Here is a 19,972-nt window from a genome sequence, read left to right on the forward strand (position 1 = left end):
GCAATGAATTTTTACTTCTTATATAAAGTTATAAGGGAAACAAGTAGGCAGAAGAGAAGGTGGTTGGACGATATAAGGAGGTTTTTTTGGCAACAAAAAAAGCGAGCAAGGGCGCTCACTTTTTTTCATCGATCTGACCACAGGTGGTGTATGTCCCATTCCACTAATCAGAGATATTGCGTGTGTAATACTCAATAATATCCTTACGGCGGATAATGCCAAGAAAGACGCGGTCCACGTCCACAACAGGCACGAAATTCTGGTCCGCTGCAAGTGTCAGCATATCCTCCATTTCTGCTTTGATGAAGACGCATTCATTATATACCCGGTTGCTAATCTCATGCACCTGAACCTGATCCATGTTATCAAAAGTCAGTCCGGGGGTGCTCCGCATTTTCCATAACAAATCGCCTTCGGACAGGGTAGCAACATATTTTCCGTCCTGGTCAATCACGGGAATGGCGGTATAATGCTGTGCTTCAAGCTGTTCGAGCGCTTCCTTCATGGAAGCGGAGGACTTGATATAAGCCACTTCGTCTTTGGGGAGTAAAAAATAGCTGATTTCCATCATCGGGCTCCTTTGCCTGTAATTTCACTCTCCTTATTTAAACATATTATGTGAGCATTCGGCTATTTTTAATGATAAATTCGTCAGATTTGTTCCATTGTTTTAGGGGCTCTGGAAATCTATAGTATATATTAGAGGTGATCTGACCATGAAAAAGTCAAAACGCAAAATCATATATGGACTGCTCCCCCTTCTGTTTGCTGGCGGAATTGGGGCATATTTATACATGCAGAGCAGCAAAGCAGAGGAAGCGAAGCCAGAGGCAACCGTAGATCAATACATAGAGCATTTGCAGAAGCAGGAATTTGATCAGCTGTATACGTTGATGACGCCTGCTTCACTGGATGAGTCCGGCATGGACCGGGAACAGTTTATCGAAAAGTATAGTGCCATCTATTCGGGTATGGAGGTATCGGCGATCAAGGCAGAAGTGAAACCGAAGGTGTCTGAGGCGACGGCAGATAGCAGTGCAGCAGAAAACAAGGGCAGCGGAGAGCAGAACACAGCCAAGCCGGAACAGAATCCGGATGCCTATGAAGTGGATTACAATCTTCAGTTAACGACCTTCCTAGGAGAAGTGAACGAGACACAGACACTGAAGCTTGTCCGGCAGGAAACGGAAGACGGCAGCAAAGTGTGGCGAATTAACTGGCAGCCTTCGATGATCCTGAGCGACATGATTAAAGGAAGCAAAGTCAGAGTAAGGACACTCTTGCCAGAACGCGGAGATATTGTGGATCGGGATGGTCTGCCGCTTGCTACCAAGGGCACAGTGAACGAGTGGGGCATTGTGCCCGAGAAGCTTGGTGACAATCCGGAGGCCATGATTGTGCAAGTTGCGAAGCATTACAAGGTATCAGAAGATGTCATCAACAATGCCTTGTCGCAAAAATGGGTGAAGCCGGAGTATTTTGTTCCCATTAGTTCAACAGAGGAGTCTGACATCCCTGAACAATTCAGTGGAGTAAAGTTACAGTCCAAGGAAATCCGCTACTATCCGCTTGGTGAATCGGCTGCACATCTGATTGGCTATGTGCGCAAGGTCACTCAGGAAGATCTGGAGAAGGATACGGAAGGATATTACCGTGCTGAAGATTGGATCGGAAGAGCGGGACTGGAGCAGTCGCTGGAGAAGCAGCTCCGCGGCGAGCGCGGGGGCGTAATTGAGATCACGGACGAAGCTGGAAAAGTCCACTCGGAACTCATCCGCAAGGATGCGGTAAACGGTCAAAAAATACAATTAACCATCAGCGCGGAAACGCAGTCGGAACTGTATAAGGCGTTATCGAGTGGCGGAGATGCCGGAGCGGCAGTGCTCATGAATCCGACCGATGGCAACCTGCTGGCTCTGGCAAGTGCACCCGCCTACAATCCGAACAAGATGGTTACCGGACTCACTCAAGCGGAGTGGGATGCGTATTCTGCGGATGAACAGCTTCCATTTATCAATCGATTCACTAATCGGTATGCACCCGGTTCAACATTCAAAGCGATTACAGCAGCAGCGGGATTAATGGAGAAGGTCACAACAGCGGATAAAACCCATGATATATCCGGTTTGCAGTGGCGCAAAGATGAGAGCTGGGGAGGTTACTACGTCAAGCGAGTGAAGAGTCTAACCCCGGTAAATATGGTTGATGCACTTGTCTATTCGGATAACATTTATTTTGCCCAAGAGGCTCTGGAGATGGGCAGCAAACGGTTTATTGAGGGCATACAGAAGTTTGGTTTTGGAGATAACCTTGGCCTGGACGAATTATATTTGAAGCCGAGCCAGTATGCCAACGAAGCGAATTTGGACCTGGCTTCCGAGGTGCTTCTTGCAGACACATCCTATGGGCAGGGAGAAATGCTGATGTCGCCGATTCATCTGGCGTCGTCATTCACTCCTTTTATTAATGAAGGAAAAATGGTGAAGCCTGTTCTGATCGAGGGAAAGGAAACCTCCGAGCCAGAGGTTATCATCACCCCGGATGCTGCGAATACGGTTAAGGATGCACTCGGCCAGGTTGTTTCCCGTTCAGGAGGAACGGCTCATGCGTTGAACTCGCTTCCGGGGGATTTGGCAGCCAAGACGGGAACAGCCGAGCTGAAGGCGAAAAAGGGTGAACAGGGACTGGAGAACGGATTTGTCGTCGTGTTCGATACACAAGCGCCCAGCTTCCTGATCTCGGCGGTCATTGAAGGCGTGAACGGTCGGGGAGGCAGCCACTATGTGGTGGATAAGCTCAAGCCTTTCCTGAAGCAGCTGGAATCTACTCCGTAAAACCTTTGCATTGACAGGCCCTGTTCGGAATGTTATTTTGTGGTAGAATCTACTCTATTGGATTGAGGTGGTCGATGGTGGCTGTTCGCGCCAAGCAGATTTTTGTCAATTTGCCCGTTAAGGATTTGAAGAAGTCGGTGGAGTTTTTTACCAAAGTAGGATTTGAGTTCAATGCGAATTTTACAGACGAGTCTGCTACCTGCATGATCATTGGGGAAAATATTTATGCCATGCTGCTGGTGGAGGAACGGTTTCAATCCTTTATTAACAAGGAAATCTCGAATGCGGCGAATACGGCAGAAGTGATTGTAGCCTTATCGGTGGATAGCCGCGAAGAAGTGGATACCATCGTACAAGCTGCCCTGGATGCAGGCGGCAAGCCGTACAATGATCCGCAGGATCATGGATTCATGTATGGATGGAGTTTTCAGGATCCCGATGATCACCTCTGGGAAGTTTCCTATATGGACCTCAGCAGCTTTCCGGCTCAAGAGTAGAGTAGAACATGAATTAATAGCCAGCACCTTCCTACTATATAGTAGGGAGGTTTTTTGTCCTATTTATATAAAATCGAAAGGCACAATTTATATCCGGATAACATATGGTGTATTTTACCTTTTTGCTATATGATAAATGTCGATTCGTGTAAAAACAGCAAACATACATACGTTCTTTTTGATGGAGGGATCAAGGTGTATTGTCACGTATGTGGGACCAAAAGCAGTCCAGGGGACAGCACATGCAGAAAGTGTAGAACGAAACTAAAAGATGCAAGCTCTACAGAGGAACAGATCTGGGCCGAAACGGCAGTTGGTCTGGAAACGGGAACGGGAGACACAGCCCATTCGTTATCGAGGCAGCAGCAACCTGCGCCTATGCCGAACAACAAAAGGCCGGGCCGAGCCTTCAGCTGGATCATCCCACTGCTGCTGGCAGCGGTGATGGGTGCTCTACTGACGTATTACTACAACCAGGAGAGCAGTGTGAATGCAGAGGTGCAGTCACTGCATCAACAGGCCGAAAAGGCTGCACTGGACGGGAAATATACAGAAGCCCTTCAGCTGCTGGACGCAGCCATTGCCAAACGACCGAATTACGATGCGCTGGTGCAGGATCGTCAAATTACGGCGAAAGCCTTCAATCTGATGAATCAGTTAAACGAGGCTGCTGCGAGTCTGAAGACAGGCAAACTGTCCGCAGGGGATAAAACGATTCAAGCGGTTGCGAAAGAACTGAAAGAGCGAGAGGAACCCGTTTTTGCCAAGGTACGCACTGCGTTAAGTAACCGGAAGGTTACACTTGCTGTATTGAAGGTGAAGAAAGAAATTGATAGTTTGACAACGGTAGAGGCCCTGGCCGAGAAACTGGATACGGTATCAAAGCTGAAAGGCAGCGAAGCCCAGGCCGTCCAGAAACAAATTACCGACAAGTTGGCGGGCATTAGTTACAAACAAGCCGAGCAGCAAGTGAAGAAAAAAGATTTTGCCGCTGCGCTGTTAACCGTAGACCAGGGGCTGTCCTATGCGCCGGAGGATAACAAACTGACAGCATATCGTGAGCGGGTGCTGAGTGAGAAAAAAGCGTTTGAGAAAGCGGAAGCTGAACGAATCCAACTGGCTGAGCAGCAAGCCGCGGAAGAAGATTTGAAAAACCGGACGGCTGCCGTAAGCGTCGTGAACGTGGATGCAGCACTCGATAACTACGGTGACCTGTACATCAGTGGTTCAATCGTGAACAATGCGACGAGACCGATCTCATCCGTTACGGTTATGGTCGATATCTATGGAACAGATGGCACCTATCTGGGGCAGACCTATGTCGATGTATATCCAAGCTGGCTGGAAGTTGGCGAAGAAGGCTTTTTTGAAACCTACTATTATGGTGTGTACGAGGAAGCGCAAGTTTCTGTTGTGAATGCAACGTGGTATCTGGAATAGGAGGACAGGTTGGAATGAGCAAACGAACATGGAGTACGATCATATCCTGTGCCATCATTATTGGTGCCGGGGCAGGAGGCGTGTTCTGGATACATCAGCATTCGGAGGATCAGCTGCAGGGCGGGCCCAGACTGGCTGTAGTGGCTGCAAAGGAAACGGAAACGACGGCAGCGAAGACGGCTTCCGGTACCAAAGTGAAGAAGACGCGCAAACAGATTATTGAGGAAAGTCAGAAGAAAGTGGTTACGATTGAGAGCAGCAGTGGATTGGGTTCCGGTTTTCTCTACAATGACAAGGGCGACGTCATCACCAATGCGCATGTGGTGGAAGGTTCAAAAGAAGTGACGGTCCGCACGCTTAACCATGAGGAATACAAAGGGACGGTAATTGGAATCGGGGAAGAGACAGATGTGGCTGTCGTCAGAGTTCCGGATCTAAAAAAGCTTACGCCCCTGACCATCGCCAAAGCTAAAGCCGAGACCGGAGACGAGGTATTGGCACTGGGCAGTCCGCTGGGGCTGGAGAACACAGTGACGACAGGCATTATTAGCGGTGTGGGCCGCAGCTTCGAGATTCCGCCGTACATTTACAGTAATCTATATCAGATCTCGGCTCCCATTACCCACGGCAACAGCGGTGGACCATTGATCCACGCGGAGACGGGCGAAGTTCTTGGCATTAATTCGGCTGTCGTGGAGCAGGAGGGCGGCATTGGTTTCAGCATTCCGATCACCAGTGTGCTGAAGCAGGTGCAGGCATGGTCCGAGAAGCCGAACGCTACAACGGTGGTTCAGACGACAGGTGGTAACACCGGAACAAGTGGTATTTCTGCCGAGGCAGAGGGGTTGGTGACCAATTTCTATCTGAGTCTGAACCAAAGTGATTATGTTACCGCTTATGCACTGCTGGGCAGCGAATGGCAGAGTGGTACGAGTTATGCCAAATTCCGAGAAGGATACCTGAATACAAGCTACGTGACCATTAGCGGAATTTCTTCCACCGATAAAGGGAATGATGAGTTGGAAGTCACGGCGACCATTACAGCGGATGAGCGAAGGGACGGCGAATATGTGACCACGAAATATAAGGTGACGTACCAGGTCGGTTATGAGAATGGCCAGTTGAAAATATTGCATGGTCAAGGCAAAAAGATGAAATAATAAAATCAAAAGGAGAATCGGCATCGCGTCCATTCTCCTTTTTGATTGCCAAATTACCAGCGATCTGTTAAAATACAGAACGAATGTTCAGTATGTAAGGAAGAGAGTGATGGAATGAACAAGAAGCAACTGCAAACCGAGCAGACCAAGAAGAAACTTGCGGATGCCTCCAGAGCCCTTTTTGTACAAAAAGGCTATAAAGCCACATCCATTGAAGATATTGTGGCTGCCACAGGCAGCAGCAAGGGGAATATTTATTACCATTTTAAAAGCAAGGAAGGTCTGTTTCTCTATCTAATTGATGAGTGGGATCGGGAGTGGGAAGAGAACTGGGCTTCCAAGGAACATCTGTACAAGACCTCTACCGAGAAGATCTATGGACTAACGGAACAGCTTGTCCTGGATGACATGAACCATCCGCTGACCAAGGCAGCTGATGAATTCTTCACCGGCGAAAAGAAAGAGAACGATATTGAGGAACGAATCGCATTGATGTTTGAGCGGCATATTCAATTCAATAGACAATTGGTGCAGCAGGGCATTGAGAGTGGAGAGTTCAAGGAAGACAATGTTGATCACCTGGCGCTGATTTTGGAAAGTACCATTATTGGACTCAGCCAGTTATCTCGCGGGATGAAGCCCGAGGAGGCTGTGGCGTTGTACCGCCAGGCGGCGAATGTATTTCTGCACGGGATCGCCAAAAGCAAGGAATGAGATTGAAAAATTACTAAGAAACAAAAGGGTTGTTTTAGCTATAACAAGCAACATTTTGACAATATACGGAGGATTCAATCATGGCATTACTGACAAGAAACAGGGGCGCACTCCTGCTATTAATGTTTAATATTTTTCTCGTGTTTACAGGTATTGGGTTGGTGGTACCCATCATGCCTGCGTATATGGATCTACTGCATATCACCGGGTTCACGGTGGGTTTGCTGGTAGCAGCATTCTCCTTCACCCAGTTTCTGTTTTCTCCGGTTGCGGGCAGGTGGTCTGATGCATTTGGCCGTAAAAAAATTATTGTGGGCGGCATGCTGATCTTTGCCGTATCAGAGTTTATGTTTGGTGCAGTCAATGCGCCAGTGCTGCTCTTCGCAGCTCGGATGCTTGGCGGGATCGGTGCAGCGATGATCTTCCCTTCGATTATGGCCTATACCGCAGATATCACTACGGAAGAAGAGCGCGGCAAGGGCATGGGGCTGATTAATGCGGCCATTACGACCGGATTCATCATTGGACCGGGAATCGGCGGATATATCGCGGACTTCGGCATTCGGATTCCGTTCTATGCGGCAGGGGTTGCCGGATTGCTGGCAGCCATCATTACCCTGATTATCTTGCCGGAATCGACACGCAGCACAGGTGAAGCAAGTAAACCTGCTGCAGGTACAGCAAAGGGCAAAACGCCCGGGATGGTATCCCAACTGCTGAATTCGTACCGGGAGCCGTACTTCTTCAGTCTGATTATCGTATTTGTCATGGCATTTGGCCTGGCCAACTATGAAACCGTATTTTCTCTGTTTGTGGATCACAAATTCGGTTTTACTACCAAAGATATTGCATTCATTATTACGTTTGGCTCCATCGCGGGTGCAGTGGTGCAAGTATCCCTGATCGGCTGGCTGCTCAACCGGTTTGGCGAAAAGAAAGTTATTTCAATCTGTCTGCTTTTCGTAGCGGTGTTTGTACTGCTCACGCTATTTGTGCACACGTACTGGCTCATCCTGGTTGTAACATTCATCGTATTTCTGGGGATGGATATATTGCGTCCTGCCATCAGCACTCAGATGTCCAAGCTGGCGGAGGAACAGCAGGGGTTTGTTGCCGGATTGAACTCCGCCTATACGAGCTTGGGTAATATCGCAGGTCCAATTGTCGCTGGAGCCTTGTTTGATGTAAATATTAACTATCCTTACGTTTCGGCTGCTGCCGTTCTGGCCGTCTGTTTCGTGTTATCTCTTCTGGTTCTAAGAGAGGTTAAGCCGGCAGGGCAAACCAAGACTGAAATGTAATTCGGCGGGAAGGACGTAAAGACACCGATTTTTGTTATAATAAGAAATGCTGGAAGTGAATACGATGGGCTGGGTTACGATAAAAGGTACCGAGGACAGTCATTTTTAAGCATATACAGGATTATTGGAGTGATGAAATGAGTAAAGCAAAGGGTAAGGGCGGCACCGGCCGCGGTACCGGCAAAAAAGGCTGGAATCGCTGGCAAGCCAGTGCCAATCGGGCGAAAAGTGCCCCGAAGCCTTATAAAAGCAAAGGCACGAAGAATAAAACCGATGCCGAAACGTCAAGTGACAAGTCCCAGTGAATGGGCACAAGATAAGATAGAAAAAGAGATCTTCCGTGAACATGGGAAGATCTCTTTTTTATAAGTCGGCAACGTAAAATCGGTTAATTCACTTGTTTAACTTTGAAGAATGAGATCAGTTCCTGCAGCTGCTTCGATACCGCAGAGAGTTCGTCCGAAGCACTGACAATGGACGCCATGGAAGCTTCCTGCTCAGCGATCGACTGTTCAATCTGCTTGCTGCTGTTAGCTGCCTTGCTAACACTTGCGGACAGCTCATCTGCTGTTGCAGACATCTCTTGTGTACTGGCTGAGATTTCCTCCGTAGAACTGGAGATATCCTGGATCTGATTCGCGACTTTGTTCGTGGCTGTCAGGATATCGCCGAAGAATTCACCTGTCTCCCGGGTAACCTGAGAACCTTTCTCTACTTCACGTGAACCCAGCTGCATAGCTTCGGCGGACTGTGCGATGTCCCGCTGAATCTCGTCGATTAGCGAGCGGATCTGATCGGCGGATTGCTGCGATTGTTCTGCCAATTTGCGAACTTCTCCTGCCACGACGGCAAATCCTTTTCCTTCTTCACCCACACGTGCTGCTTCGATGGAAGCATTCAGGGCGAGCAAATTGGTTTGTCCTGCAATGTCAGTGATGAGATTGACAATACCGCTAATCTCATTGGAACGGTTTTCCAAAGACTGGATGGACTTGGATGTGTGTTGTACGGCTCCCGAGATCAGATCCATTTGCTCAATGACTTGCTGCATTATCTCATGGCCCGAATAGGAGCGCTGTTCCATGCTCTGCGCTTCATCGGCAACCTCCGAGGAGCTGCTCGCGATGGTTTGGACAACGGTGGACATTTCCGTCATGGCACGTGCATTTTCTACAGAGGCCTGGTCCTGAGAGCGAAGGCCAAGGGAGATATCCCGAATATTCGTACTGATCATTTGAATATTGCCATTGTTATTTTCCGAGATCTCCAATAATTTCTTGGAAGAGTTGGACAGGTGATGTGAAGTCAGTTGGACTTTGGACATCGTATCGTTGAATCGTTCAATCATCGTATTGAATTTCTGATTAATAATCCCCAGATCATCTCGTCCTGTCTGGATGGATACATCCAGATTCCCCGAGCTGGCAACATCGATGCCCTTCATCAGGTTGCGGATCGGAGTTAACGTTTTCTTCAACAGGATATATTGCAGAATCATGAACAGAAGCAGGAAACCTATAAGGAACATGCTGCTGTATGTAATCAGCTTATGGAGACCATTCGGGATGGCGTTGGCATCGACATCAAAGTAAATGGCGGCGTACACTTCACCCGCTGCATTCTTGATCGGATATATAATGGTTGTCCAGGTTCCATATTCATCTGTATAAAAGCTGCTTAGTGCAGGTTGCCCGTCCTTCTTCATGCCTTCCAGTGCTTTCGCGTTTTCTTGTGGGAGTTGGTACATGGAGCCTACAGCCAGATTCAATTCTTCAAAAGGCTGTACCAGGTTGGTCGGAACGGCGATGATGGACGTTTGGTTGCCTTCCGCAAGTTCCGTTCCAAAAATATAGGTTTGAGCAATGTTGGGATACAACTCATGAATGGAATCCAGATAGTCCCGCAGTTCTTTTTGTACCGGACCGTCATAGCTTTTTTCATTGATCGCTTCAAGTACTTTGGCCGTGTCCAGATCGTCTGACCACTTCTGGGTGGTCACCTTGGCCTGATCATAGAGCTGCTGACTGAGCACGTTTTTTTGCAGCTGATATCCTGCTGTAATCAGGATGATTCCAATCAACATAATACTACCGAAAGATATAACGAGGTTTTTGGCAAAGAAAGGCATGGTACTCCATCGAATCTTAGCGAACAACTTGTTTCTCTCCTTTTTCTAGCTAATTTTGATCTGTTCGTATATGCGAATCATTCCAGACTCTTCTAGGACCTCCAGACATGTTGTATTCATGGAATATATCGTAATAAAGTCATGTGAATGTTAGTAATGAAAATAAAATGATGCTTTAGCACTAAAACTTTCAGTTTATTTTCGTATTTTTCATATTTTAATTGAATTGCTAAAAAAGCATGGCTATGCGGAGACTATAAAAAAGCCTCTCCAAGTATGAACGAGTCATACGGGGAGAGGTACTTTGAAAACTAGTGGTTTTCACTGTAGGTTTCGGTGTATTCCTTGTAATCATCCTTAGCCTGGTCAAATCGGCTCTCAAATGTCCAGAAAATAACCTGTGAGAAATGAGTTGCCGATTCCAAAAAAGTATATACATAACCGATCTTCATTCGTTCTACTTCCGTTCGCACTTCAACCTGCCATCCAGTCATTCCATTGATGGTCACAGGTACCCGTTCCGAAATGGATGCATTCCCCTCCGGATTCACGTTATTCTCCATGATGAGATCGTAATAATCCTGCAGGGTGATGTCAGCTCCCACATCTTCCTTCGCCTCATGCAGAACAGCCATATAATCCTCATTGTTGACGAAAGAGGCCTGCAGATCCGCGTCAGGCACTAGGCTCAGGCTGGTTGACCAGTTGGAAGGAATTCGAATCTGGATATAACCATCCTCGCTGGTTAGCGTTTTTTTTACGATAGATGAACGTCCGGGATCTTCCGTTGTCATTTCATCATTAAGGATCTTGACCGACTCCGCAATCTGTACAAAAGTATCATGATCCTCGCTGGCTGAGCCGTCGGGGTGAAACAGGAAGATCCGATAGAAATGATTGTTTGTTTCCAAGGCAGCATTCAAGTAATAAACCTCTTTACCATTAAGACTTCCTTTGGATTCAATGACAGAGGCTGTTTTGGAATCGATGTTGAGCTTGTATGTATCCGTATCAGGCCCGGGCTCCAAGCCTGTGGAAAAGGGATCATTGAAAATATTGAAGGCATCTTCGAGAGTTGATCCTGCGGCCAAGTCAGATTTGGAAACCCGGGTGATGGACAGCCCGCTATTTTCCTGTTGATCCGATGCTGTAAACAACATTTCTACGTTTTTGTTAGAATACTTCTTCCAATTGGAAGGGACAGAGACCTGAATTTCTTTATTATCCGATAATAAAGTATGCTCTTCCCCAGAACGTGTGGCAGCTTTAACCGTCTCTGTAGAAGAGTCCAAAGGAGTTTTTGACGATTCGGCAGAAGGGGATGTCGCACTACTGGAAGGCGAGCTGCACCCGCTTACTACGAGTGGAATGGACAGAACAATCATCATGGATAGTTTCATAGACTTTTTGAGCAAACTCATCAAGGTGTAATCTCCTTCGGCATGTAATATAAAAACAAGTTGATTAACAAAGGGGTATTTTACCATTTATATCATGTTTCGGGCTATAGGTGAAAATTCATTTATATACATAAAATACTGGCCATCGACTCCGCGAAGCTGTGATACAATAGGTGAGGTCTATACAGAAACGGCAACACGCATGAGGTCAAGGAGGAGCAGGAACACGATGAAATCAGCCCCGTTTATTGCGGTGGAGGGTGCGATTGGAGCGGGGAAAACCACGCTGGCAACGATGCTTTCCAAGGAATTGAACCTTCCGCTGGTGAAGGAAATTGTAGAAGAGAATCCCTTTCTGGCTTCCTTCTATCAAAATATTGACGAGTGGAGCTTCCAGCTTGAAATGTTTTTTCTATGCAACCGGTTCAAACAGTTGGAAGACACAGGTCTACACTATATTAAACAAAATACGCCCGTCATATCGGATTATCATATCTACAAAAATATGATTTTTGCCGAACGTACCCTGAAAGGAACCAAACGGGATAAGTACCGTCAGATCTACCATCTTTTAACCGATGATCTGCCCAAACCCAATTTGGTGTTATATATTGAAGCGGAGCTTGATACGTTAATGTACCGTATTAACAAACGTGGACGTTCCTTTGAGCAGGATATGGATCCGGCATATATGGAACAACTGATTGCGGATTACAAAACAGGCATGGCTTACTTGGCAGAAAGCGCCAATCCGCCTACGATTATTAAAGTGGATGCGGAGCAGTTGGATTTTGTAGAACATCCTGAACATTTCAGGCAGATTGTTAACCAGATAAAGGAGTATATCACATGAATAACTATGGCATTCCGGCGAATGCATTAATTACGGTAGCAGGTACGGTTGGCGTGGGGAAATCTACGTTAACGGCAGCACTTGCACAGCGTTTGAATTTCAAGACCTCTTTGGAACAGGTCGATCATAATCCATATTTGGAGAAGTTCTACCATGATTTCGAGCGTTGGAGCTTCCATTTGCAAATCTACTTCCTGGCGGAGCGCTTTAAGGAACAGAAGAAAATATTTGAGCTGGGCGGGGGATTCGTACAGGATCGTTCCATTTATGAAGATACAGGTATCTTTGCGCAAATGCATGCAGATCAAGGCACGATGTCAGCCACAGATTTCGAAACCTACAGCAGTTTGTTTGAAGCGATGGTGATGACACCGTATTTTCCGCATCCGGACGTATTGATCTACCTGGAAGGCAGTTTGCCGTCCATTTTGAACCGGATTACGGAACGCGGACGCGAGATGGAAATCCAGACGGATCGTTCCTATTGGGAACATATGCACGAGCGCTATTCGGTTTGGATTAATCAATTCACGGCTTGCCCTGTACTTCGTCTGAACATTGATGAATATGATGTGCATGATCCAGCTTCCGTGGATGCCATTCTGGCCCAAATTGCTGCAGTCATTCAACCTTCCAACGCATCGCAAGTGTAAGTGTGACCGGTGTTTTCGCTATAATTGATGTGATTTTATAGATCCCTTCCTTCAGCTTTAGGCTGGTGGAGGGGATTTTTGCGTTGCATATAAATGATGTGAAATTACCCCAATGCCTTTCTCTTAATTTTCAGAAAAAAGCAGAAATTTGTTGAAAGAGAGCACATTTTGTGGTTTCATAAGAAAGGTGAATTCTGGAAAATTAGCATAAGTATGACTCAGGAGGGAAAGACACGTGGAAGAGAAACAAGGAATCAAGATTGGCTTGCCGATCATCGGCGGGTTAATTGCAGCAATTGTAGGGGGAGCCGTGTGGGCAGCAATCGCAGCATCGACCGAATATGAGGTTGGGCTTGTCGCGATCCTGATTGGGGCACTTACGGGGTACGCAGTGGTTTTGTTCTCCAACAAACGGATTGCAACGATACATAAAATCATCGCTGTCATTTTTGCACTTCTCGGCATTTTGCTGGGCAAATATCTTACGGTTATCTATTTTACATCCCAGCTGTTCGGTGATATCGGAATGATGGAGCTGGCGTTCGATGGTGAGATCATCAGTGAATTCTTCGCAACCATTACGGACTACTTCAGTGAGCCGGTTGATCTGTTGTTCATCGTACTGGCAATGGTATCCGCTTGGCAGATTCCGGGACGGATGGCGAAGACCAGCCTGGCATCACCAGCATCGTCATCGGACCATGCGCCAAAGGCGTAAAAAGAGACGGAGTCTGGTAAACGGAACAGTGCAAAACGGCTGCTGATTATAAAACTTAAAATGTACTCAGAGTGAAAGACCGGAAGGGGTCGATCACATTGCGGCTGAGATACAGGAGAAGGGACGTACGCCTAATGGCATACGTCCCTTCTTTGCAGTTGGAGTGGAATGGGATTTAATGAGGCAACCATTAGCTTTTGCGGTCGGCAAAGACTGCCATCGCATCCCTCATGAACAAGGCCAAGCCTTTACCAAATTGATCAATATTACGAGTAAAGCGCTCGTCATCCACATACATCTGTCCGAGTCCTCTGAAGGCCTCCGGAGAATAGCTGCCCATGTTGTTCAGACGGGTATACCATTCGGTAATCCCCTCTTGAGCCTCATCAGAGGCAGGGTCTGTATGACGAAGTTTCGCCAAGCGGGTGTAGATCTCGTTCATTTCATCGGATACAGCCTTCTGCTCCCTGGCAGATTTGTTCTGAAGTTTCCGGTTCGCTTCATCTACGACCTGGTCCCCCCAGCGTTCTCTTGCTTCCTGTTCATACGGATTTTCGCTGAAATCGAATCCTTCGAACTGTTCTTTTGTAGTCATATGAATCTCTCCTCTCATGTGCAGGACACTTCTATCAATCGTAGCGATCATGTGGTCGAGGCGCTGGCGCTTCTCCAGTAAAATACGGCGGTGCATATTTAGTGCTTCCTCCCGGTCAAAGGAGGGGTTGGTGATAATGCTTTTGATATCCTTCAAGGAAAAATCGAGCTCTTTGAAAAATAAAATTTGCTGCAGCATTTCCAGATTGGCATCTGAATACAATCGATATCCGGCAGAAGTGACTTCGTCCGGTGTCAATAATCCGATCTCGTCATAATGATGCAGTGTGCGCACACTGATCGAGGCAAGTTCGGCAACTTCTTTTACTTTCATGGCCATGTGGAATACCTCCTTACACCACCGATTGTACAGCGTCACGTTACGTGAGAGTCAACAGGTAATCATGTAAAAAAAAGACGCGAGCCATACGGCTTGCATCCCGGATAGAAAAGAGGAGCTTTGAAAAATTCATGAGGGTTGCCACTCAGGATGAACATCGTCGCCTCAGCGCGAAAAGGGGGAGGCGGTGCAGGGAGGCGCGGCTATGCCTGCAACCCGCGCACCGCCGCAGCGAATTGCGCAGCCGCTGCGCGCACATCGGCCGCGCCCGCGATGGCGGAGATGACGGCTACGCCGTCGGCTCCTGCCGCCATCACGGCGGCCGTGGTATCGGGCGTAATGCCGCCGATACCCACCACCGGAACTGCGATGCCTGCGGCGCGCAGTTCCGCCACCCCGGCGGGGCCCAGCACAGCGTGGGCATCCGCCTTGGATCGCGTCGGGTACATGGGCCCGACGCCAAGATAGTCGGCGCCCGCCTGCACGGCACGGCGGGCTTCCTCCGCGGAGTGGGCGGATACGCCAAGCATCCGCCCCGCTCCGATGCGGGCGCGTACCAGCGCCGCGTCCGCATCGTCCTGGCCGACATGCATGCCGTCGGCCTCCACGGCAACAGCCAGCTCCACATCATCGTTCACGATGAACGGAATCCCGTGCTGGCTGCACACCTCGCGAAGTCGCATCGCAAGCGAGATGCGGTCTTCGCCTGCAAGTGCCCCAGTTCCCTTCTCGCGGAACTGGAACAGCGTGATGCCGCCGGCGATGGCCTGGCACAGCACATCCACTGGGTCCAGCGCGGTGTTTACGCTGCCCATCACCAAGTACACCTGCATCGCCCGGCGTACCGCTTCTGCATCCCATCTGCGCATCACTGCTCACCCCGCTGTCTGCGCTGATACGCAAAATGATTCGTCGGCCCGTGACCGGCCCCAATCCCCAGTTCATCCTCAATGGCAGCCTGAATGAATGCTCGCGCGGTCGTTACGGCAGCCAGTACAGACGAACCCTTGGCCAGTTCGGCCGTGATGGCGGCGGAATAGGTACATCCGGTCCCATGGGTGTGGCGTGTTACAATACGCACGTTCTCCAGATAATGAAAGGAGGTGCCGTCGTAGAGCACATCCACGATCATCCCGTTACCCTCAGCATGACCACCTTTGACCAAAGCATACGCAGAGCCCATGTGCACGATCCGCTTGGCGGCTTCTTCACGTTCCGCCAGGTTCCGGATGCTCATCCCGGTAAGCAGCTCCGCTTCCGGTATATTTGGTGTCGTGATCAGCGCATGTGGAAGCAGGTCCGTGATCAGGGCATGTACCGCCTCCTGCTGAAGCAGCGGGGCACCGCCTTTAGCAACCATAACCGGATCGATAACCAGATTGGACCAGCCGAATTGCCGCCATTTCTCGGAAACCAAACGAATGGTCTCTGCACTGAAGAGCATGCCCGTCTTTACCGCCCCAGGCTGAAAGTCTTCACCCGTGGAATCGAGCTGCTGGGCGATGCCTTCCAGTGGAACGGGATATACCCCCTGAACACCGAGCGTATTCTGTGCCGTAACAGCCGTAATGACAGATAAGCCGTAAGCACCCAGTTCCTGAAAAGTTTTCAGATCTGCCTGAATGCCCGCCCCACCGCCATTATCCGATCCGGCAATTGTGAGTGCCTGTGCCATACTCATCCTGCAACACCGCCAACCTGGCGAACTTGTGCCCGCTGCGCAAGCAATTCCGGATTTACCAGCGCAAGCTGGTTTAACAGCTCGATCTGGAAACTGCCCGGTCCCAGATGGGCTGTGCGCTCTGCCGCGATCTCGGCCGCAACCCCATAGAAGGTGAGTGCTTCGACAACGCTGCCGAGCAGTTCTTCTCCTGCCGGGGCAACCGCAGCAAAGGCACCGATGATGGAGCTGAGCAGGCACCCTGCGCCAGTGACTTGGGTAAGCAGGGCATGTCCGTTTTGTGCCAGGAATGTCGTCTGTCCATTCGTAATGACATCCTCGCGTCCGGTGATAACAACTACACAGCCGAGCTTTTGCGCTGCCCGCTCGGCGATCCCGATGCGGTCTCCTTCTCCTTGGCCTGCGTCCACGCCCTTGATGCTCCAGTTCTCGCCAATGACATTGGCCACTTCCGCCACGTTACCCCGCAGGACGGTGAGGCGAAGCTCACGCACGAGCATCTGAACCGTTTCTGTGCGATAGGCTGTTGCACCTGCGCCGACTGGGTCCAATACGACAGGTACATGATTGGCATTGGCCGATTGCCCGGCGAGGCGTATGGCTTGAACCACCTTGTCGTCCAGTGTGCCAATGTTAAGCACGACCGCTCCGGATATTTTGGCGACATCGGCTACCTCTTCATGTGCATAGGCCATGAAGGGAGAGGCACCGAGTGCAAGCAGACCGTTGGCTGTGAAGGGAGCGACCACGATGTTGGTGATATTGTGAACAAGTGGATTCTGGGTACGAACAAGAGTCAGATATGACATATGAAAATTCCTCCTAGTGAGCCATTATTGTTTTTTATAGCAGCAACTGCACTACTTACTGCTCCTGCAAGTTAATAAAAGCATCCGCGGCTTTGACCGATTCCGGAACCAATTCACTTTGTACCAGCCACTCCCGGACGTTCTCCCAGGAGGAGGCTTCCTGCCAGCCAAACGGCTTATCTTCTTCAGTCATTAGTGGCAGCAGGATGTCCAGGCTTTTTCCTTCAATCTCCGGATCAAGCGGGGACGTTTCATTTTCGTGGGTGAGCAGGATGTTCAATGCTTCTTCTGGATGTTCCGCCACATATGTTTGCCCTGCCTGCATCGCTTTGACGAAACGGGTGAGCTGATCCTTCTTGGCCTCAATGCCCTCATCGCTTGCCGTCAGGACGAGTTCATAATAATCCGGTACGCCGTAATCGACAGGATTGATCGACTTCACGGCATGACCTTCTTTCTCCAGAATCAACTGCTCATGATTGATAAAACCACCCATTATGGCATCAGCCTGTCCGGAGGCCAGCGATGGAAATAGGTCAAAACCGACATCCACCAAATTCATGTGGTTCGGATTGCCACCATCCTGGCGGATCATCGTGCGTACCATGGCTTCATACAGGGGAACGGAGGAATACGCTACCGTCAGTCCTTCGAGATCTTTGGGCGAATGTACTTTCCCGTCCGTTTCCGTCAACAGATGAACGAGCGGATGCCGAACAACAGCGGCAATGGATCGTACAGGAATGCCTTCTCCACGAGCTAGCAAAATTTGCGGCTGATAGCTCAGCGCCAGATCCACTTTGCCAGCAGCTACAAGCTTGAGCGCATCATTCGTATCAGCAGGCATCTGAATGTCCACATCGAGACCTTGGTCTGCAAAATATCCCTTCTCCTGTGCAACGTATATAAAGGAATGGACTGCGTTCGGATACCAGTCGAGCATGATGGACAATGAATCATGGTCACCAGACGACGATCCGGTTGTTGTTGAATCTGTGCCCTGAACCTGGGGATCGGAATCGGACGATGATGGGTTGTCACCCGTATTGCCACAACCGCTGACGATCAACAGTAAACAGATGAGGGCAGGAAGCAGGATGTGAATGAGTTTCTTTTTTCTCATGGATAAATGGGCCTCGTTTCGTTCATTTTTGTTTGGTTCCAATCGCTGATATGTTTCAAAGAGATCGACAGGAAGGAGCAGCACTTGTTATCTCATTGCGATTGCCCTTTAATCGACTTTTCTCTGCCTGCATGGTCTGCATTCCGCTTCAATCCAAGGGCTCGCTCCAGCCAGGCAATAAGCACGAACAGACCGATGCCCAGCAAGGATAACAGCAGAATGGAGGCAAACATCGCATCGGTATTCATGTTGCTGGACATTCTGCGGCTGAAATAACCAAGACCTTTGCTGCCTCCGAGCCATTCGCCAATGGTTGCGCCGACCACGCAGTACACCACTGACATCTTCAATCCTGAAAAGAAAGAGGGGAGCGCAAGAGGTACCTGTAGCTTGCGGAACAGATCCCACTTGCTTGCTCCCATGGTCATCAGCAGTTCGCGCTGTTCCGGGTCGCCTTGACGGAGACCATCATAGGTGCTGACCACAATCGGAAAGAAAGCGATCAGAAACACCACAGCGACTTTGCTCCAGAGTGTGTAGCCAAACCACAGAATGAATACAGGAGACAGGGCGATCAGTGGAATCGTCTGGCTGATTACGATGAAGGGATACAGCGCCTTTTCAATCGAACGGCTGAGGTGCATGCCAGCGGCCAGTGCGCTTCCGGCAACGATGGACAAGCCGAAGCCAACTGCTACCTCCATCAATGTGGCAGGCAGATGGGTTCCCAGGAGCAAATGCCTATGCTCAACTAGAGAACTCGCTATTGATGTAGGTGCAGGGATAATGAAAGAAGGGACCCAGCCCAATCGCACGATGCATTCCCAGCCAGCCAGCATCAGGAGGAGAAGCACAGCGAACAGGGCATAGCGGGCAAACCATCTGCTGACGTTAAAGCTTCGCATGTAGTTGTTCCTCCAACCGTTGTCGCATCTGTATAAGATCGGGATCGTAGACCATGTCCGAGTGTCTCGGACGGGGCAGAGGCACCGTGATGTCCAGCAGCTGCCGACCGCCAGGAGTCAGAAGGACAATCCGGTCACTTAATAACAGGGCTTCTTCGATATCATGCGTGATGAACAGCACCGTTTTGCCGAGGCTTTCCCACAATTCTAGCAGCCAGCGATGCATCTCCCGCTTGGTCATGGCGTCAAGCGCGCCAAAGGGTTCGTCCAGCAGCATCAGCTGTCCTCCTGTCAACAACGTGCGAAGCAGGGCAACCCGCTGCTTCATGCCGCCGGACAGTTCGTCCGGGTAGGCATGCTCATAGCCGGATAAGCCGAATCTGTCGAGTCCGGCCATAATGTCAGCGCGCAGCTTCACCTTGTCCTGCTTCCTCGGGGCAAGCTCCGAGGGAAGCAGGCAGTTCTCCATAACCGTCCGCCAGGATAACAGCAAATCCTTCTGCGGCATGTAGGCGACTCGACCAAGTCGCTGTCCTGGCGGCACCCCAGCAATTTCGATCGTGCCGTCTGTCGGTTCAAGCAAGCCTGCCAGCAGCTTGAAGAGTGTACTCTTGCCCGACCCGCTGGAGCCGATCAGCGAGACGAATTCTCCCTTTTTTACACACATCGACACATTGGAGAGCACGGGGGAATGTCTCTGATCCGGAAAAGTAAAGGTCATGTTGTCAATCTGTACATCGTTGCTCATTTGGTTTCTTGACCCCCTTGGAATAAAAACTGCCTGAAAGGAAATGCACGTTATTTGCGATCTGTATGTAAGTA

Annotated in this window: 20 protein-coding genes; 10 read left to right on the forward strand and 10 right to left on the reverse strand. The window is 49.4% G+C overall.

All coding sequences use genetic code 11. From position 1 onward, the window contains the following. Positions 1 to 163 precede the first annotated feature (163 nt). Complete coding sequence (locus AAIH57_RS09435; protein WP_095288594.1) at positions 164 to 568, reverse strand: CBS domain-containing protein; 405 nt, start codon at positions 566 to 568, stop codon at positions 164 to 166. Positions 569 to 716: 148 nt separating this feature from the next. Here AAIH57_RS09435 and AAIH57_RS09440 point away from each other — a divergent pair, with 148 nt between their 5' ends. From AAIH57_RS09440 to AAIH57_RS09470, 7 genes are all read left to right on the forward strand, one after another. Continuing rightward, positions 717 to 2,834, forward strand: a complete 2,118-nt coding sequence (locus AAIH57_RS09440) for a penicillin-binding transpeptidase domain-containing protein (RefSeq protein WP_430021447.1) — start codon at positions 717 to 719, stop codon at positions 2,832 to 2,834. A gap of 77 nt (positions 2,835 to 2,911) precedes the next feature. Continuing rightward, on the forward strand, positions 2,912 to 3,331 hold the full coding sequence (locus AAIH57_RS09445; protein ID WP_175397811.1) for a VOC family protein: 420 nt from the start codon (positions 2,912 to 2,914) through the stop codon (positions 3,329 to 3,331). A 195-nt stretch (positions 3,332 to 3,526) separates the two neighbouring features. Further along, positions 3,527 to 4,771, forward strand: coding sequence for an FxLYD domain-containing protein (locus AAIH57_RS09450; RefSeq protein WP_430021448.1), 1,245 nt, complete (start codon positions 3,527 to 3,529; stop codon positions 4,769 to 4,771). A gap of 14 nt (positions 4,772 to 4,785) precedes the next feature. Next, positions 4,786 to 5,931 (forward strand): S1C family serine protease, encoded by a 1,146-nt coding sequence (locus AAIH57_RS09455; protein ID WP_175397747.1) that lies wholly within the window; start codon positions 4,786 to 4,788, stop codon positions 5,929 to 5,931. A gap of 114 nt (positions 5,932 to 6,045) precedes the next feature. Then, positions 6,046 to 6,645 (forward strand): TetR/AcrR family transcriptional regulator, encoded by a 600-nt coding sequence (locus AAIH57_RS09460; RefSeq protein WP_175397746.1) that lies wholly within the window; start codon positions 6,046 to 6,048, stop codon positions 6,643 to 6,645. Between the two features lie 80 nt (positions 6,646 to 6,725). Beyond that, positions 6,726 to 7,946 carry an MFS transporter gene (locus tag AAIH57_RS09465; protein ID WP_175397745.1) on the forward strand — a complete coding sequence of 407 codons (1,221 nt, stop codon included), beginning with the start codon at positions 6,726 to 6,728 and terminating at the stop codon, positions 7,944 to 7,946. A 137-nt stretch (positions 7,947 to 8,083) separates the two neighbouring features. Continuing rightward, on the forward strand, positions 8,084 to 8,251 hold the full coding sequence (locus AAIH57_RS09470) for a DUF3934 family protein (RefSeq protein ID WP_175397744.1): 168 nt from the start codon (positions 8,084 to 8,086) through the stop codon (positions 8,249 to 8,251). Positions 8,252 to 8,334: 83 nt separating this feature from the next. On the opposite strand, the gene AAIH57_RS09475 is transcribed toward AAIH57_RS09470, so the two are convergent. Together AAIH57_RS09475 and AAIH57_RS09480 are read right to left on the reverse strand one after the other, a co-directional pair. After that, positions 8,335 to 10,074: a methyl-accepting chemotaxis protein gene (locus tag AAIH57_RS09475; RefSeq protein ID WP_175397810.1), complete on the reverse strand. Its 1,740-nt coding sequence runs from the start codon at positions 10,072 to 10,074 to the stop codon at positions 8,335 to 8,337. 311 nt (positions 10,075 to 10,385) lie between these two features. Further along, positions 10,386 to 11,495 carry a hypothetical protein gene (locus AAIH57_RS09480; RefSeq protein WP_430021449.1) on the reverse strand — a complete coding sequence of 370 codons (1,110 nt, stop codon included), beginning with the start codon at positions 11,493 to 11,495 and terminating at the stop codon, positions 10,386 to 10,388. A gap of 208 nt (positions 11,496 to 11,703) precedes the next feature. Between AAIH57_RS09480 and AAIH57_RS09485 the strand changes: the two genes are divergently transcribed. From AAIH57_RS09485 to AAIH57_RS09495, 3 genes are all read left to right on the forward strand, one after another. Beyond that, entirely contained in the window at positions 11,704 to 12,327 is a 624-nt protein-coding gene (locus tag AAIH57_RS09485) for a deoxynucleoside kinase (RefSeq protein ID WP_175397742.1), read from the forward strand. Next, positions 12,324 to 12,980 (forward strand): deoxynucleoside kinase, encoded by a 657-nt coding sequence (locus tag AAIH57_RS09490; RefSeq protein ID WP_413035016.1) that lies wholly within the window; start codon positions 12,324 to 12,326, stop codon positions 12,978 to 12,980. Before AAIH57_RS09485 ends, AAIH57_RS09490 begins: the two co-directional genes overlap by 4 nt. A 235-nt stretch (positions 12,981 to 13,215) precedes the next feature. Beyond that, positions 13,216 to 13,698 (forward strand): hypothetical protein, encoded by a 483-nt coding sequence (locus AAIH57_RS09495; RefSeq protein ID WP_312884334.1) that lies wholly within the window; start codon positions 13,216 to 13,218, stop codon positions 13,696 to 13,698. Positions 13,699 to 13,888: 190 nt separating this feature from the next. On the opposite strand, the gene AAIH57_RS09500 is transcribed toward AAIH57_RS09495, so the two are convergent. The 7 genes from AAIH57_RS09500 to AAIH57_RS09530 all read right to left on the reverse strand — a co-directional run bounded on the left by AAIH57_RS09500 (position 13,889) and on the right by AAIH57_RS09530 (position 19,898). After that, positions 13,889 to 14,632 carry a MerR family transcriptional regulator gene (locus AAIH57_RS09500; RefSeq protein ID WP_175397740.1) on the reverse strand — a complete coding sequence of 248 codons (744 nt, stop codon included), beginning with the start codon at positions 14,630 to 14,632 and terminating at the stop codon, positions 13,889 to 13,891. A 203-nt stretch (positions 14,633 to 14,835) separates the two neighbouring features. Further along, entirely contained in the window at positions 14,836 to 15,501 is a 666-nt protein-coding gene (gene thiE, locus AAIH57_RS09505; RefSeq protein WP_430021450.1) for a thiamine phosphate synthase, read from the reverse strand. Next, positions 15,501 to 16,313 (reverse strand): bifunctional hydroxymethylpyrimidine kinase/phosphomethylpyrimidine kinase, encoded by an 813-nt coding sequence (gene thiD / locus AAIH57_RS09510; RefSeq protein ID WP_430021451.1) that lies wholly within the window; start codon positions 16,311 to 16,313, stop codon positions 15,501 to 15,503. The genes thiE and thiD overlap by 1 nt, the downstream gene beginning before the upstream one ends. Beyond that, complete coding sequence (gene thiM, locus AAIH57_RS09515) at positions 16,310 to 17,122, reverse strand: hydroxyethylthiazole kinase (RefSeq protein ID WP_430021452.1); 813 nt, start codon at positions 17,120 to 17,122, stop codon at positions 16,310 to 16,312. The genes thiD and thiM overlap by 4 nt, the downstream gene beginning before the upstream one ends. A 55-nt stretch (positions 17,123 to 17,177) precedes the next feature. Then, the gene (locus tag AAIH57_RS09520) at positions 17,178 to 18,245 is read right to left on the reverse strand and encodes an ABC transporter substrate-binding protein (RefSeq protein ID WP_430021453.1); all 1,068 of its coding nucleotides are present in this window, start codon (positions 18,243 to 18,245) and stop codon (positions 17,178 to 17,180) included. Between the two features lie 92 nt (positions 18,246 to 18,337). Next, on the reverse strand, positions 18,338 to 19,150 hold the full coding sequence (locus AAIH57_RS09525) for an ABC transporter permease (RefSeq protein WP_430021454.1): 813 nt from the start codon (positions 19,148 to 19,150) through the stop codon (positions 18,338 to 18,340). Continuing rightward, positions 19,137 to 19,898 (reverse strand): ABC transporter ATP-binding protein, encoded by a 762-nt coding sequence (locus AAIH57_RS09530; protein ID WP_175397734.1) that lies wholly within the window; start codon positions 19,896 to 19,898, stop codon positions 19,137 to 19,139. The genes AAIH57_RS09525 and AAIH57_RS09530 overlap by 14 nt, the downstream gene beginning before the upstream one ends. Between the last annotated feature and the right edge of the window lie 74 nt (positions 19,899 to 19,972).

The organism is Paenibacillus sp. MABNR03 (genome assembly GCF_050455445.1).
Taxonomy (GTDB): domain Bacteria; phylum Bacillota; class Bacilli; order Paenibacillales; family Paenibacillaceae; genus Paenibacillus; species Paenibacillus xylanilyticus.

Coding starts and splice junctions, on each gene's coding strand:
- AAIH57_RS09435 (WP_095288594.1), bottom strand. CDS start 568: ATGGAAATCAGCTATTTTTTACTCCCCAAAGACGAAGTGGCTTATATC.
- AAIH57_RS09440 (WP_430021447.1), top strand. CDS start 717: ATGAAAAAGTCAAAACGCAAAATCATATATGGACTGCTCCCCCTTCTG.
- AAIH57_RS09455 (WP_175397747.1), top strand. CDS start 4,786: ATGAGCAAACGAACATGGAGTACGATCATATCCTGTGCCATCATTATT.
- AAIH57_RS09460 (WP_175397746.1), top strand. CDS start 6,046: ATGAACAAGAAGCAACTGCAAACCGAGCAGACCAAGAAGAAACTTGCG.
- AAIH57_RS09465 (WP_175397745.1), top strand. CDS start 6,726: ATGGCATTACTGACAAGAAACAGGGGCGCACTCCTGCTATTAATGTTT.
- AAIH57_RS09470 (WP_175397744.1), top strand. CDS start 8,084: ATGAGTAAAGCAAAGGGTAAGGGCGGCACCGGCCGCGGTACCGGCAAA.
- AAIH57_RS09475 (WP_175397810.1), bottom strand. CDS start 10,074: ATGCCTTTCTTTGCCAAAAACCTCGTTATATCTTTCGGTAGTATTATG.
- AAIH57_RS09480 (WP_430021449.1), bottom strand. CDS start 11,495: ATGAGTTTGCTCAAAAAGTCTATGAAACTATCCATGATGATTGTTCTG.
- AAIH57_RS09485 (WP_175397742.1), top strand. CDS start 11,704: ATGAAATCAGCCCCGTTTATTGCGGTGGAGGGTGCGATTGGAGCGGGG.
- AAIH57_RS09490 (WP_413035016.1), top strand. CDS start 12,324: ATGAATAACTATGGCATTCCGGCGAATGCATTAATTACGGTAGCAGGT.
- AAIH57_RS09500 (WP_175397740.1), bottom strand. CDS start 14,632: ATGGCCATGAAAGTAAAAGAAGTTGCCGAACTTGCCTCGATCAGTGTG.
- thiE (WP_430021450.1), bottom strand. CDS start 15,501: ATGCGCAGATGGGATGCAGAAGCGGTACGCCGGGCGATGCAGGTGTAC.
- thiD (WP_430021451.1), bottom strand. CDS start 16,313: ATGAGTATGGCACAGGCACTCACAATTGCCGGATCGGATAATGGCGGT.
- thiM (WP_430021452.1), bottom strand. CDS start 17,122: ATGTCATATCTGACTCTTGTTCGTACCCAGAATCCACTTGTTCACAAT.
- AAIH57_RS09520 (WP_430021453.1), bottom strand. CDS start 18,245: ATGAGAAAAAAGAAACTCATTCACATCCTGCTTCCTGCCCTCATCTGT.
- AAIH57_RS09525 (WP_430021454.1), bottom strand. CDS start 19,150: ATGCGAAGCTTTAACGTCAGCAGATGGTTTGCCCGCTATGCCCTGTTC.
- AAIH57_RS09530 (WP_175397734.1), bottom strand. CDS start 19,898: ATGAGCAACGATGTACAGATTGACAACATGACCTTTACTTTTCCGGAT.